Here is a 13,514-nt window from a genome sequence, read left to right as displayed (position 1 = left end):
CCGATGCGGCGCCGGGACGGGGGGCCCGCACGGCACCCCGCGCCGTGCGGCGTACGGGGTGCCGGCTGCCGGGCGGGAGACCCCCGGCCGTACGCCGGGCGGGAGCCCCCCGGCCGTACGGGTCTACAGCTCGTCGAGGTCCAGAGCGGCGGCCATCGCGTGGTAGCCCGCGTCGCCCGGGTGGAGGTGGTCGCCGGAGTCGTACGCGGGGAGGATGCGGTCCGGGTCGGCCGGGTCGGCGACCGCGCGGTCGAAGTCGACGACCCCGTCGTAGGCGCCGGAGGTGCGGACCCACGCGTTGAAGGCCTCGCGCTTGGCCTCGTTCTCGGGGGTGAAGTAGAACGAGCCCTTGATCGGGGTCAGCGTCGCGCCGATCACCTTGATGCCGCGGGCGTGCGCCTGGCGGATGAGGCTGCGGTGGCCCTCGATGAGGCGGTTCACGGACACCTCGGGGGTCGGGCCGCCGGGGAAGGACGGGCCGCTGCCGCCGATGTCGTTGATGCCTTCGAGGAGGACGACCGTGCCGACGCCGCGCTCCGTGAGCACGTCCTTCTTGAAGCGCGCGATGCCCTTCTCGCCGGCCCAGGTGGTGTCGTTGACGACCTGGTTGCCGCCGATGCCGTGGTTGAGGACGGCGCGCGGGGAGCCGGCCGCGGCGAGGCGCTCGGCGAGCTCGTCGGGGTAGCGGTCGTCCGCGCCCGGGGTGGCGCCGACGCCGTCGGTGATGGAGTCGCCGAAGGTGACGACGGCGTCGCGGCGGGCCGTGTGGGGGCCGCCGGAGACCTCGACGCCGGAGAGGAAGTACCAGGACGAGTCGGTCTCGGTGAACGCCGTCCCGGCCACGTCGGCGCGGTGGTCGCCCGCCGCCCGGTAGCTGGTGGTGCCGGAGAAGAAGTGGAAGGTGGCCGGGCCGGTCGGGCCCGCCAGGTAGAGCGTGACGGTGAGCGTCTCGAACGCGGAGGTCCGGAACGGGGCGCCGTCGCTGAGGAGCGTGCCGCCGGCCGGGATCGTGACGGAGCCGCGCCCGTCGAAGGTGAGCGCGCGGACCGAACCGGGCCGCACCGCGCCGCCCTCGGCGGTGCGGGCGACGGTCGCGCCGGTGATCTTCAGCGGGGTGCTGCCGTAACGGTTCGTCAGCTCGATCCGGGCCCGGGTGCCGCCGGTGGTGACGCGGACCGTCTGGCGGACGGTCTGGTTGTCGAAGCCCTGCTCCGACCAGTTGGGCGCGAAGGGCGCGGCCGCGGCCTGCGGCGAGGCGGCCCAGGCGCCGTGCCACGCGGCCCCGCCGCGGGAGGGGCCGGCGGTCGCGGCGGTCGCGGGGAGCGCGGTGAGGAGGGTGGCGGCGAGCACGGCCGTGCCCGCGCGCCGGAAGGTGGTGCCGGTGGTCTTCATGTGTTCCGCCCGTTGTCGTGTGCCGTGGTCTTTCCTGTGCGCACGACGAGGGACAAGCCGTGATCGACTTCGGCTATTCCCGCCGGTCACCGCCGAGTGGGGCGGAATCGAGCAGTCCGGTCAGCGCGCGGAACACCTCGCCCGGATCCCGGTCGCCCAGCGGGGCGTCGAGGTTGTGGGTGAGCAGCAGGGTCGCGAAGCCGTGCGCCAGCGACCAGGCGGCCATGCCGGTGTCGCGGGGGGCCTCGGCGGAGGCGGGCAGTCCGGTGACGCCGGCACGGAGCTCCGCGCCGGCCCGCTCCTTCGCGGCGAGCAGCTCCGGGTCGTCCGCGTGGTGCAGGCCCGGCTGGAACATGACCTGGAAGTGCGCCGGGTGGGCCGCGGCGAAGCGGACGTAGCGCACCCCGCGCTCCCGCAGGTCGGGCGCGTCGGCGAGGGCCTCGGCGAGCAGGTCGTAGCCCTGGGCGGCGATCGCGGTGAGCAGGCCGGTGCGGTCCTTGAAGTGGTGGGCGGGAGCCGCGTGCGAGACGCCCGCGCGCCGGGCGAGGTCGCGCAGGCTCAGCGCGGCGGGGCCCTCGGTCCCGATCACGTCGAGGGCGGCGGTGAGGACGGCCTGCCGCAGGTCCCCGTGGTGGTAGGTGCGCCGACTGGTCATGGCAGCAGCGTACGCGGGATCTAGGCATTGACAAGTTCGGAGGGCGGGAGCAATCTAGTCAGTGACAAGAATCTAGGCAGTGGAAAGATGTCGGCCCTGCCCGGCGGGATGCCGGGGCGAGCGGCGGACGACGAGCGAAGGGGACGTGCCATGACCGTGCAGGGCCAGAACCGGATCCAGGCCGTGGAGCCCGGGCGGGTGCGCCAGATGTGGCACCTGCTCGAACCGCTCCACGCCGTGCTCTACTACGCCCCCGAGGCCTTCGACGAGGCCGCCGCCCTCGGCTACGGCGTGGCGGAGCGCTGGCCCGCCTACTTCGCCTGGCGCGCCGCCCCCCTCGGGGCCGCCGGGAGCGCCCGGGTGACCTCCGCGTTCTACAGCTTCGCCCCCGGCATGACGGCCCGGTACGTCCCCGCGGCCTGGGAGGTCGCCACCCCCGCCGCCGTCCTCGCCGCCCGGCTCCGCGCCGTCGACCGGACCTACCGGGCCGTCCTCGGCGACGACGTGCTCCGCGGCCCCGAGCTCGCCGAGGCCGCCGCGCTCGCCCGGCGCGCGGCCGGGGCCGCCGGGACCGCGGGGCGCCCGCTCGCCGCCGCCAACGCCGAACTGCCCTGGCCCGACGTCCCGCACCTCGTCCTGTGGCAGGCCGCCACGATCCTGCGCGAGCACCGCGGTGACGGGCACCTCGCCGCCCTCCTCGCCGCGGGCCTCGACCCGGCCGAGGCACTGGTCTCCTTCGCCGCCGTCGGCGCCGCCGCCGAGGCCACCTTCGCGAGCCGCGGCTGGACCGCGGCGGAGTGGGGCGCCGCCCGCGGACGCCTCACCGCCCGCGGCCTCGTCCGCCCCGACGGCACCGCCACCGAGGCCGGGCGCGCCCTGCGCGCCGAGGTCGAGCACCGCACCGACGAACTGGCCGCCGCACCCTGGGCCGCCCTCGGGCCGGAGGTCACGGCCCGGCTCTGTGACCTGCTCGGCGGACCGTGGCTGACGGTGATCGGCTCGGGGCTGCTGCCGGCGGAGAACACGCTGGGGATCGGCAAGGTCTGACGCCGGGTCGCGGAAGGGGGATCCCCTGCCCGTGATGCGGTATCAAATAGGATCTTATGGTGCTGACGTACCAAAAGACCCTTATCGCCTCGGCCTTCGCCGTCCTCGCCCTGCTCGTCAACGCCGCCTGCGCGCCGCTCACCGGTGCCGACGCCTCCGGTGACGGCGGCGGCGCCCGCAAGCCGGCCGCCGGCGGCACCGCGCTCGCCGCCGTGGACGCGCTGGCGGTGAAGGGGCGGGCGCCCAGGACCGGTTACGAGCGGGAGAAGTTCGGGCGCGCCTGGGCCGATGTCGACCGCAACGGCTGCGGCACCCGTGACGACATACTCCAGCGCGACCTGTCCGGTGTCCGCCTCACCGACGGCCGGTGCAAGGTCGCCTCCGGGACGCTGAAGGACGACCCGTACACCGGGGGTTCGATCTCCTACGTGCGCGGGCGCAGCAAGGTCGACATCGACCATGTCGTGGCCCTCTCGGACGCCTGGCAGAAGGGGGCGCAGAAGTGGGACCCCGGCACCCGGCTGCGCTTCGCGAACGATCCCCTCAACCTGCTCGCGGTCGACTCGGCCACCAACCGGCGCAAGTCGGACGGCGACGCCGCGACCTGGCTGCCGCCGAACAAGGCGTACCGCTGCACGTACGTCGCCCGGCAGATCGCGGTGAAGAAGAAGTACGGGGTCTGGGTGACCTCGGGGGAGCGGGACGCGATGAAGAGGGTGCTGGCGGCGTGCCCGGAGCAGCGGCTGCCGTGAGGCCTGCGGGGTGGTCCGGCGATGACCAGGGAAAATCGTTTCTTCAATGGGGGGAACGCCCGTTAACCTCCCCGCATGGACCTGCACATCACGACCCTCGCCGAACGCCCCGAACTCGAAGGGGCCTTGTGGCAGATGAAGGACCTCTGGCCGGAGTTCATGATGTACGACCCGGTCGGCTGGGCGAACATGGGCCAGATCGTCACCGCGTTCCCCGAGTACGTCCTCGTCGCCACCGACTCCGACGGCAAGGTCGTGGCCCGCGCCTTCAGCGTGCCGTTCCAGCTCCAGGCAAAGGGCCGTGGTGAACTGCCCCGTACCGGCTGGGACCAGGTCCTGCTGTGGGCGTTCTCCGACCTCCGGCACGGGCGCACGCCCGACACGGTCAGCGCGATCGAGGTGACCGTGGACACGAGCGCGCTCGGCAACGGTCTCTCGCACCGCATGCTCGCCGCCATGCGCGACAACGCCCGCCGGCTCGGCTTCGCCGAGGTGGTCGCCCCGGTGCGCCCCAACGGCAAGCACAAGGAGGCGGAGTCGTCCATGCACGAGTACGCCTTCCGCACCCGCGAGGACGGGCTCCCGGTCGACCCGTGGCTGCGCGTCCACGTCCGTGCGGGCGCCACGGTCGACAAGGTCGCCCCGGCGTCGATGACGATCGGCGCCGCCGTGGAGCAGTGGCGGCAGTGGACGGGCCTGCCCTTCGACACCGACGGCCCCGTCGAGGTCGAGGGCGCCCTGGTGCCGGTGCACTGCGAGGCCTCCCGGGGCTACGCGGTGTACGTCGAGCCCAACGTGTGGGTGCGCCACCGGCTCTGACCCGTCCCGTGCGCCGACGGAAGACGACGACGAAAGGCGTGAAGGCCGCTCCCCTGCGGTGGCCTTCACGCCTTCTTCGTCCCCCCGGGGTCCCCCCCCGGGCCCTGGTCCCCCCCCGGGTCCCCAGGTCCCCCGTCGTTCGCTCCGGCCGTCAGCCGAGCTTCTTCTCGTCCACCACGTCCTTCGCCGGCGGGGCCTTCGCCTCGACCGGCTTGTCGTAGTCGGAGAAGGAGATCGTGCCGGGCTCCTTGCCGCCCGCCGTCACGATCTTCAGCAGGTACGGCTTGCCCTCCGTGGCGACGTAGAGCGTGGTCTTCTCGGAGTCGAAGGCCTGCGTGAGCATCAGCGCCTTCTTGCCGTCGACCGTGGTCTCCTTGCCCTTGACCGCCAGGTTGGCGCCCTGCTCGAACTCGGAGAGCAGCGACTTCAGGTCGCACAGGGCGAGGCTCTCCTTCGCGTCGGGGTCCTTGGCGTCGGACTTCACCCAGCGGCCCTTGAGCTCCTCCAGCACCGCCGCCTGGACCTCGGCGGACTCGCCCTTCGACTGCTCCCTCAGGAACGCCTCGTCGAAGCGCATGTAGACGGCCTTGGCGTCCGGCTTGATCAGCTCGGCGGTGCCCGTCGCGCCGACCGTCATCGTGCCGGCGCAGCGGCCCCGCACGTCGGTCGCGAGGTAGGCCTTGATCGGGCCGTCGGTGGTCTTCAGGGCGATGTCGAGGGTGAGCGAATCCGCCGTCTTCGTCGCGCCGATCGCCTTGTTGGCGATCTGGGGTCCGCTCAGGTCCCCGAAGGGGCCGGCGGGCTTGGCGTCGTCGTTCGAGCCGCCGGAGAAGGGGCCGCAGGCGGTCGCGCCGAGCGTGACGGCGGCGCACAGGGTCGCGGTGAGGGCGGCGCGGCGGAGGCGGACGGTGGCAGACATGGTGGTTCTCCGAGGGGGATCGGGGGGTGCGTGATGCGCGGGGGTAGGGCGGGGCGGGGGGTCCGGCGGGTGGCCGGGGTCAGCCGATCTTCAGGTCCCACTGCGAGGCGTTGTAGTCCAGGCCGGGGCCGACCTCGACCGTCAGGTCCTTCGCGGCGGCGGGGGCGTCGAAGGCGAAGGTGGCGGTGGCCTTCTTGCCGGGCAGGACCGTGCCGCTGAAGCCGGTGCCGACCTTCTCGTCGAAGATCTGCTCGGCGGTCGCGCCGTCCTTGCCCGCGCGGGCCTGGAGCGTCACCAGCGTGGTGTCGAACTTCTTCTTGCCGCCGTTCTCGATGGTGACGGTGACCTGGTACGCCTTGTTGCCTGCGGTGTGGCCGGCCGCGAACTCGCTGGGCTTGTACGTCTTGGCCTCGGTCACGGTGACCTTCAGGTCGTCGTCGTAGACGACGGTGTCGCCGGCCGCGAGCGCCTTGTCCTTGTCGGCCTTGCCGCCGGTGTCGCCCTTGCCCGCGGGGCTCTTGGACGTCGGGTCCTTCGGGGCGGAGTCCTTGATCGCCTTGTCGATCTCGTCCACCGCGTCGCTGACGGCGGTGAAGGTGATGACCGCGCCGACCACCGAGAGGATCAGGGCCGCGAGTCCGAGGATCGCGCCGGTCAGGGCCACACCCTTGTTGCTCGCCTCGCCGCGCTTCACCCGGCCCTTGCCGACCAGGCCGAGGATCAGCGCGATCACGCCGAGGATGCCGGCCAGCCAGAAGAACAGCGGGATGAGTCCGGAGATCGTGCCGATGATGCCGAGGATCAGGGCCGCGGTGCCCAGTCCGTTGCGCATGGCCGCCGGGTTCGGGGCGTGCGGGAGCTGCGTGTCGTACGACATGGGTGTGTCCTCCCGGACAGTGAGTTCGTCTGGCGCGATGGATCAATAACAACAGATGCTGTGAACCGAGTCAACACGATTCACGGAGAACGGGTCGGCTCACGCTGTGAAGTGGTGTCGACGGCGTTCGTCAGTAAGATCGGCGTCACACGCACGCCAATGAGGGGAGTTGAGGCAGGTGCCCGACAGCGCAGCAGAGGTGACCGCCGCGGGCATCGCCCGTCTCGCGGGGGTCGGCCGGGCGGCCGTGAGCAACTGGCGCCGCCGCCACGCCGACTTCCCCCGGCCCGTCGGCGGCACGGAGACCAGCCCGTCCTTCGCCCTCTCCGACGTCGAGGAGTGGCTGCGCACCCAAGGCAAGCTGGCCGAGGTCCCGCTGCGCGAGCGCGTCTGGCAGCTGGTCGCCGGCCACCCCGCGGGAGCGGTCACCGCCCTCGTCCACGCGGGCTGCGCCCTCCTCCTCGTACGGGACCGGCGTGCGGCCTGGCCGGCGCTGGCCGCCGTGCCCGACGAGCGGCTCGCGGAGGTCCTCCCGGTCCCCCTGGAGGAGACGCTGACCGAGCGCCTCGGACCCGAACGGGCCGTCCGCACCCCCTCGGCCGCCGAACTCGCCCCGTCCGTCCCCCTGCTGCGCGGGGTCGTCGAACTCGCCGCCGCCACCGGGACGGCCGCAGAGGCCCCCGGAGCCGAGGCCCCCGCCGTCCCCGGGATCCACGCCGCCCGCGACGCCTTCGAGTTCCTCCTCGGCCGTCACCTCGACGCCAACCCGCGCCAGTACACGCTCACCCCGCCCGGCCCCGCCGCCCTCATGGCGGCGCTCGCCGGGCCCGCGGCCACCGTCCTCGACCCCGCGTGCGGCACCGGCGCCCTGCTCGCCGCAGCCCTGTCCGCCCCCGGCGACGCCGCGGCCGGCCGGCCGCGGCCCCGCGCGCTCCACGGCCAGGACGCCGACCCCGACCTGGCCGCGCTGACCGCCCTGCGCCTGGCCCTCTCCGGCGAAGCCGACGTGCGCGTCCTCGCGGGGGACACCCTGCGCGCCGACGCCTTCCCGGCGCTCACCGCCGACGCCGTGCTCTGCCACCCGCCGTTCAACGAGCGCAACTGGGGTCACGACGAGCTGGCCTACGACCCCCGCTGGGAGTACGGCTTCCCGGCCCGTACGGAGTCCGAGCTGGCCTGGGTCCAGCACGCCCTCGCCCGGCTGCGCCCCGGCGGCACCGCCGTCCTGCTCATGCCGCCCGCCGCCGCGTCCCGCCGCTCGGGCCGCCGCATCCGCGCCGACCTGCTGCGCCGCGGCGCCCTGCGGGCCGTCGTCGCGCTGCCGGCCGGCGCGGCGCCCCCGTACGGCATCCCGCTCCACCTGTGGGTGCTGCGCAGGCCCGCCCCCGGTGAGCGGCCGCCCGCCGAACTGCTGCTCGTCGACACCGCGCCGGACCACACCACGGGCGCCTCCGCGGGCCGCGACCGGCTCGACTGGCCCGCGGTGGAGACCGCGGTCCTCGACGCCTGGCGGCCCTTCGACCGGGACGGCGCCCTGGCCGAGACGCCCGGCGAGAGCCGGGGCGTCCCGGTCGTCGAGCTCCTCGACGACGACGTCGACCTGACCCCCGCCCGCCATCTCCCGCCGCCCGCCGCCGCCGAGGGCGCCGCGCAGCTGTCCGGGGTGCGCGAACGGCTCACCGAGACCCTGCGCCGCACCCGAGAACTGACCCCGCCGCCCGCCGTCGGCCCCACCCCCGGCGGCCTCCGTTGGCCCGCGACGACGGTCGGCGAGCTCGCCCGCGCGGGCGCCCTCACGCTCCGCGCGGGAGGCACCGGGACGGCCGCCCCCGGCGCCCCCGTCGGCGTCCTCACCGACACCGACGTCCTCGCGGGCCAGGCCCCCTCCGGCACGCTGCCCGAGGCCCCGGCCGAAGGCCCGGGGGAGGAGCCGGTGCTCCTCGCCGCCGGAGACGTCGTCGTCCCCGTGCTCGGCGGCGGCTCCGTCACCCGCGTCGTCGACCCGGCGACCGCCGGCGCCGCCCTCGGCCGCAACGTGCACCTGCTGCGCCCCGACCCGGCTGCCCTGGACCCCTGGTTCCTGGCCGGCTTCCTGCGCGCCACCGCCAACAACCGGCAGGCCAGCTCGTACGCCTCGACCGCCACCCGGCTCGACGTCCGCCGCCTCCAGCTGCCCCGCCTGCCGCTCGCGGAACAGCAGCGGTACGGGGAGCGGTTCCGCGCGCTGGCGGAGTTCGAGGAGGCGCTGCGGCTGGCGGGACGGCTCGGCGAGCAGCTGGTGCAGGGGATGTACGACGGGCTCGCGGACGGCACCGTAGCTCCCTGACGGCCCGGCCCCCACTTGTATACGCTCGTCCTCGACAACAGAGCCATTCAGGTGACCAGGAGCAGGAATGTACGGCCACGGCCATGCGCAGCCCGTGCCGCCGCAGCGCGGTGTTCCGGCGTCGGTCATCGTGCTGCGGGTGCTCTTCGCGGTGCTCCCGCTGCTCAGCATCGGGTTCCTGGCCTGGGCGACGGCCCTGCGGATCGCGCTGCTCACCCGCCGGGTCGTCGACTGGATCCTGCTCGGGGTCTCCGTCGTCGTCGTCATCGCCGGGATCGTGCTGATGCCGGAGGACGTGAACACGAGCCGGGCCGACTGGGTCGTGGGGATGATCCTGCTCAACGCGGTGGCGTTCACCGCGTACTTCCTCGTGGTCGACATCCGCCACGACCACCTCGCCGGCCGCGCGGCGGTCCTGCCGCCGCCGTACAACCCGTACGCGGCGACCGTCCCGCAGCACCGGCAGCCCCAGCCGCAACCCCAGCAACTCCCGTACCACCAGCAGCAGCCGTCCTACGGCTACCCGCAGCCCCAGCCCCAGACGCAACCCCAGCCCCAGCCCCAGCCCCAGTCGTCCCACCCCCAGCCCGTCGCGCCGCCGACGCCCCCGGTGGCGAGCCCCCGCATCGACCAGGTCCGCGCCGAGCTCGACGAGCTCAGCGACCTCCTCCGCAAGGACAAGGACCCCCGGGAAGGCGGGCGGTGAACGGGCGGGTCATCGGCGGGCGCTACGAGCTGTCCACCCTGATCGGCCAGGGCGGCATGGGCCAGGTCTGGACGGCGTACGACGGCCGGCTGGACCGCCGGGTCGCGGTGAAACTGCTCAGCCCCGCCGCCATCAGCGGTCCGGCGACGGCCGCCCAGGAGCTGCGCCGCCGCTTCGTGCGCGAGTGCCGGGTCACCGCCCAGGTCGGGCACCCCGGGCTCGTCACCGTCCACGACGCGGGCAGCGACGGCGACGACCTGTACCTGGTGATGCAGTACGTGGAGGGCGCCGACCTCGCCGACCACCTCGCCGAGCAGGACCCGTACCCCTGGCCGTGGGCGGTCTCCGTCGCCGCGCAGCTGTGCGCGGTGCTCGCGGCCGTGCACGCGGTGCCGATCGTCCACCGCGACCTCAAGCCGCGGAACGTGATGGTCCGCCCCGACGGCACCGTCATCGTGCTCGACCTGGGCGTCGCCTCCGTCCTGGACACCGACACCACCCGCCTCACCCACACCGGCTCGCCCATCGGCAGCCCCGCCTACATGGCGCCCGAGCAGGCGATGGGCGGCGCCGTCGGCCCGTACACCGACCTGTACGCGCTCGGCGTGCTCCTCCACGAACTCCTCAGCGGCAACGTCCCCTTCGCCGGCTCGACCGCCCTCGGGGTGCTCCACCGGCACCTGTACGAGGCGCCCGTCCCGGTCCGCCGGATCCGGCCCGAGGTGCCGGAGGTCCTGGAGGCGCTGGTGCTGCGGCTGCTCGCCAAGGACCCGCTGGCCCGCCCCTCGGGCGCGCAGGAGGTGTACGAGCACCTGATGCCGCTCCTGCCGCCGCGCGGCGCACCGGGCCCGGTGGGGCCGCTCGACCCGTCCCGCCCGTTCCGCCGCCCGCACGCCCCCTGGCCCGACCAGGCGGTGCAGGCCGTCCCGCCCCCGCCGCCCGTGCCGCCCGCGCCCTCGAAGCCGGACGTGGCCGCGGCGGTGGACGAGGTGAAGAGGCTGCTCGGAGAGGGCTCGCTGACCCAGGCCGTGGACATGCTCGGCGGCATCCTCCCGGCGGCGGCCGCGGAGCACGGCGAACACTCGCCGGTCGTGCGCATCCTGCGCAAGCAGTACGCGTCGACGCTGATGGACGACGGCCAGTACCGCCGCGCCCTGCCGGAGCTGCGCCGCCTCGCGGAGGACCGCGCGGCGGAAGCGGGCCCGGCCGATCCGCAGACCCTTCAGTTCCGTTATGACGCGGCCCAGTGTCTGGAACAGCTCGGCGATCCGTCGGCCGCGCTCGCCGAGTACCGCGCCCTCCTGCCGTACTTCGAGCCCGGCGCCACCTCCGACCAGCAGGCCCGCGCCTTCGACATCCGGCACCGGATCGGGCTTCTGCTGCTCGCGCGGGGGGAGCACGGGCCGGGGCGTGCGCAGTTGCAGGCGCTGCTGTTCGACGCGGAGCGGGTGTACGGGGCCTACCACCCGCTCGCGGCGGATCTGCGGCGGGCGCTGGAGCGGCAGCAGGCGGTCGATCCCCGTCTGTGATCTGACGGGTCGGCAGGATCACGACTCCGTATCTGATTGGGAAACGGATGCGAGAGATCCGTTTTGGCCCTTTTGCGGTCTGTAACGTGCGCGTTCGATCATGTCCACGCCGTTCAAGGATTCCTCCATGACCACGCCTCCGCCGTCCGACCCGTTCGCCGCCGCGCCCGCCCAGGCGCCCGCTCCCGAGAAGAAGGGCGGCGCGCTGAAGAAGATCGGTGGCTTCGTGGTCCTCCTCGTGGTGGCTCTCGCCGTGAAGCTGGGTCTCCCGTACGTCACCGGCGACGCGCCCGTGCACGCGAAGGCGGGCGAGTGCGTGACCGTGACCGGTCCGGAGAACGACCCCAAGGTCGACAGCCAGCCCTGCGACTCCGGCAAGGCCGACCTGTTCAAGGTCGTCAAGGTGTACGACGACACCTTCGACCTGAACAAGTGCGGCGACGAGCTCTCCGCGCTCGCCCAGCAGCTGGACTCGGACAAGTTCGTGCTCTGCCTGGACGCCGTCAAGAAGTAACCGCGCACCACGCGCGCGCGAGAGGGGCCGGTCCATCGGGACCGGCCCCTCTCGCGCGTCATCCGCGGCTCAGAAGCCCTTCACGGACCAGTCCTGCGCGTCGGACGCCGCCCCCGAGGACGTCGCTCTCGTCCACAGGGTGAGGGTGGTCCCGTCCGCCAGGGAGTTGCCCTTCGTGGCGACGGCCTTGCCGAACGCGTTGACGAGGAGCCCGGTCACCGGGTCCGGGGTGAACCTCTGCACGTCGCTCGCCGGGTTGCACGTCCACAGGGTGAGGACGGCGCCGTCGACGTTCGCCCCGTTGGCCTTCGGGGTCAGGCAGCGGCCGCTCGCCCGGTGGACCAGGAGCCGGTTCACCGGGTCGTACTGCCAGCGCTGGACCGGGGATCCCGTGCACGACCAGACCGTGACGACCGTCCCGTTGGCCGTCGCGTTCCCCAGGGGCGTCGCGCAGATCGCGCCCGGCCGGTGGTGGTTGGTCAGCCAGCCCCAGCCGTCCGCCGCCGCGCCCGCCGCCGGGTCGACGGAGAACACCACCCGCCGCCCGCCGCCGGCGTTCTCCAGGGCCTCGTTGTAGCCCCACAGGCGCCCCGTGCGGGGGTCGAACGAGAGCCCCTGCGTCAGATACGGCGCCTGGGTGAGCACCCGGGGTGCCTCGCCCGCGCGCGCCGCGTGGAGACAGGCGTGACCGGCGGGGAAGCCCGTCGGGCAGCTCCCGCTCATGTAGAAGGTGTCGCCGCCCTTGGCGATCCCCTGGATGCCCGTGACGGGGCTCGTGTACGCCGTGCCGTGCGCGGCCACCTGCTCGGGCGTCCCCGTCTCCAGCCCGTCGAGCGGCCAGCGGACGATCCGGGCGCCGCCCTCGGAGCGGTGCTCGGTCGAGATCAGGGCGGGGCCGTTCACGGTGTCGGAGAGGTCGACGCTCAGACTGCTCATGCAGAGCTCGCCGAGGTTCTCGGCGGCGGGTCCGCAGGCGCGCGGATTGCCCCTCAGGAAGGCCGTCGAGGGGTCGTCGAGCGCCGCCGTGCTGACCGTGCTGTAGCGGGCGACGAGCGGCAGCGCCCACCGGTGGTAGCGCGCCGAGCTCTTGCCGCCGCCCAGGCCGGTCGCGGCGCTGGTGGTGTCCGTCATCCGCCACAGGTGGTTCAGGTCGTACACCTGGAGCTCGGCGCCGTTGGCGACGAACAGGCGGTCCCTGTACCAGGCGACGCCGTCCGCGTGCGACGGGAACGCCGGCTTCTTGAAGTCGCCGCCCGCGACCGGCTCCACCAGGGCGACGTGCCCGTACGAGACGGGGGCGCCGCCGCCGGCCGACTCGGCGATCGAGACGCGGGTGTACTCCTCGGGCTGGTTCAGCACGCCGAAGTACCAGGACGCGGCGAACAAGGTGCGGCCCTGGTAGGTCCCGTCGGCGGAGCCGGACGCGTGCGCCCCGGCGAAGCCCTGCGGCATCCACCCGCCGCCCGCGTCCGTGTAGCCGGTCCTGTCGTCCTGGTCGTCCCAGCAGAACCCGTCGGGCCGCAGGGCCCCGTTGAGCCCGGTGGCGTGGCACAGCCCCGGCCGCCCGCTGCGCGAGCCGAGCACCTCGGTGACCGGCGCCGTGGAGACCCCCGCGGTCTCCACGGCCGAGATCAGGTCGGACTTGACCCCGTCGACGCGGGTCAGGGTGAAGCGGGCGTCGAAGGGCTCCACGGCGGAGCCGGACGCGACGGTCCCGACGGCTGGGGAGGCCTGAGCGGCCGGGGATACGGGCAGGAGTGCGGAGGCGGCCAGAGCAGCCCCCACCACGAGTCTGGTCAGTCTCATCCCGGCAGCTTAGGCACCGAGTCGTGGGCGGAGGCGTTGCGGTGGTCCGCTCCGGGGAGGGGCGCGGGACAGATGAAAAGAACCCGGGGAGAGAACCAACCCACCCCACCCTCCTCCCCGTCGGTCGCCTGCCGACCGTGTGTCCACCGCGCGGCAGGGGCATGCCGCCTGA

At 74.0% G+C, this 13,514-nt stretch carries 12 protein-coding genes; 7 read left to right on the top strand and 5 right to left on the bottom strand.

The genetic code is table 11. From position 1 onward, the window contains the following. Nucleotides 1-123: 123 nt before the first annotated feature. Entirely contained in the window at nt 124-1,392 is a 1,269-nt protein-coding gene (locus OG309_RS14845; protein WP_329421187.1) for an SGNH/GDSL hydrolase family protein, read from the bottom strand. 73 nt (nt 1,393-1,465) lie between these two features. Continuing rightward, nucleotides 1,466-2,047, bottom strand: a complete 582-nt coding sequence (locus OG309_RS14840; RefSeq protein ID WP_329421186.1) for a TetR/AcrR family transcriptional regulator — start codon at nt 2,045-2,047, stop codon at nt 1,466-1,468. A gap of 150 nt (nt 2,048-2,197) precedes the next feature. Here OG309_RS14840 and OG309_RS14835 point away from each other — a divergent pair, with 150 nt between their 5' ends. The 3 genes from OG309_RS14835 (at nt 2,198) to OG309_RS14825 (ending at nt 4,665) form a co-directional block, all read left to right on the top strand. Continuing rightward, nucleotides 2,198-3,094: an SCO6745 family protein gene (locus tag OG309_RS14835; protein WP_329421185.1), complete on the top strand. Its 897-nt coding sequence runs from the start codon at nt 2,198-2,200 to the stop codon at nt 3,092-3,094. 59 nt (nt 3,095-3,153) lie between these two features. After that, nucleotides 3,154-3,846, top strand: coding sequence for an HNH endonuclease family protein (locus OG309_RS14830; RefSeq protein WP_329421183.1), 693 nt, complete (start codon nt 3,154-3,156; stop codon nt 3,844-3,846). A 75-nt stretch (nt 3,847-3,921) separates the two neighbouring features. Further along, nucleotides 3,922-4,665: an N-acetyltransferase gene (locus OG309_RS14825; protein ID WP_329421182.1), complete on the top strand. Its 744-nt coding sequence runs from the start codon at nt 3,922-3,924 to the stop codon at nt 4,663-4,665. A gap of 151 nt (nt 4,666-4,816) precedes the next feature. On the opposite strand, the gene OG309_RS14820 is transcribed toward OG309_RS14825, so the two are convergent. Next, nucleotides 4,817-5,584 (bottom strand): hypothetical protein, encoded by a 768-nt coding sequence (locus OG309_RS14820; protein ID WP_329421180.1) that lies wholly within the window; start codon nt 5,582-5,584, stop codon nt 4,817-4,819. 79 nt (nt 5,585-5,663) lie between these two features. Beyond that, on the bottom strand, nt 5,664-6,461 hold the full coding sequence (locus OG309_RS14815) for a DUF4190 domain-containing protein (RefSeq protein ID WP_329421179.1): 798 nt from the start codon (nt 6,459-6,461) through the stop codon (nt 5,664-5,666). A 178-nt stretch (nt 6,462-6,639) separates the two neighbouring features. Between OG309_RS14815 and OG309_RS14810 the strand changes: the two genes are divergently transcribed. The 4 genes from OG309_RS14810 (at nt 6,640) to OG309_RS14795 (ending at nt 11,536) form a co-directional block, all read left to right on the top strand. After that, nucleotides 6,640-8,787: an N-6 DNA methylase gene (locus OG309_RS14810; protein ID WP_329421178.1), complete on the top strand. Its 2,148-nt coding sequence runs from the start codon at nt 6,640-6,642 to the stop codon at nt 8,785-8,787. A 67-nt stretch (nt 8,788-8,854) separates the two neighbouring features. After that, the gene (locus OG309_RS14805) at nt 8,855-9,493 is read left to right on the top strand and encodes a hypothetical protein (protein WP_329421176.1); all 639 of its coding nucleotides are present in this window, start codon (nt 8,855-8,857) and stop codon (nt 9,491-9,493) included. Further along, nucleotides 9,490-11,022 carry a serine/threonine-protein kinase gene (locus tag OG309_RS14800; RefSeq protein ID WP_329421174.1) on the top strand — a complete coding sequence of 511 codons (1,533 nt, stop codon included), beginning with the start codon at nt 9,490-9,492 and terminating at the stop codon, nt 11,020-11,022. Before OG309_RS14805 ends, OG309_RS14800 begins: the two co-directional genes overlap by 4 nt. 127 nt (nt 11,023-11,149) lie before the next feature. Further along, entirely contained in the window at nt 11,150-11,536 is a 387-nt protein-coding gene (locus tag OG309_RS14795; protein WP_329421173.1) for an LppU/SCO3897 family protein, read from the top strand. A gap of 69 nt (nt 11,537-11,605) precedes the next feature. On the opposite strand, the gene OG309_RS14790 is transcribed toward OG309_RS14795, so the two are convergent. After that, nucleotides 11,606-13,342, bottom strand: a complete 1,737-nt coding sequence (locus tag OG309_RS14790; protein ID WP_329421171.1) for an RICIN domain-containing protein — start codon at nt 13,340-13,342, stop codon at nt 11,606-11,608. Between the last annotated feature and the right edge of the window lie 172 nt (nt 13,343-13,514).

The organism is Streptomyces sp. NBC_01268 (assembly GCF_036240795.1).
GTDB lineage: Bacteria > Actinomycetota > Actinomycetes > Streptomycetales > Streptomycetaceae > Streptomyces.
The sequence above is the reverse complement of the archived record's forward strand: the minus strand, read 5'-3'. Positions and strand labels throughout refer to the sequence as shown.

Bases quoted from the DNA above. Each gene is read 5' to 3' on its own strand.
- OG309_RS14845 (WP_329421187.1), bottom strand. From the start codon at position 1,392: ATGAAGACCACCGGCACCACCTTCCGGCGCGCGGGCACGGCCGTGCTC.
- OG309_RS14835 (WP_329421185.1), top strand. From the start codon at position 2,198: ATGACCGTGCAGGGCCAGAACCGGATCCAGGCCGTGGAGCCCGGGCGG.
- OG309_RS14825 (WP_329421182.1), top strand. From the start codon at position 3,922: ATGGACCTGCACATCACGACCCTCGCCGAACGCCCCGAACTCGAAGGG.
- OG309_RS14840 (WP_329421186.1), bottom strand. From the start codon at position 2,047: ATGACCAGTCGGCGCACCTACCACCACGGGGACCTGCGGCAGGCCGTC.
- OG309_RS14815 (WP_329421179.1), bottom strand. From the start codon at position 6,461: ATGTCGTACGACACGCAGCTCCCGCACGCCCCGAACCCGGCGGCCATG.
- OG309_RS14805 (WP_329421176.1), top strand. From the start codon at position 8,855: ATGTACGGCCACGGCCATGCGCAGCCCGTGCCGCCGCAGCGCGGTGTT.
- OG309_RS14790 (WP_329421171.1), bottom strand. From the start codon at position 13,342: ATGAGACTGACCAGACTCGTGGTGGGGGCTGCTCTGGCCGCCTCCGCA.
- OG309_RS14820 (WP_329421180.1), bottom strand. From the start codon at position 5,584: ATGTCTGCCACCGTCCGCCTCCGCCGCGCCGCCCTCACCGCGACCCTG.
- OG309_RS14795 (WP_329421173.1), top strand. From the start codon at position 11,150: ATGACCACGCCTCCGCCGTCCGACCCGTTCGCCGCCGCGCCCGCCCAG.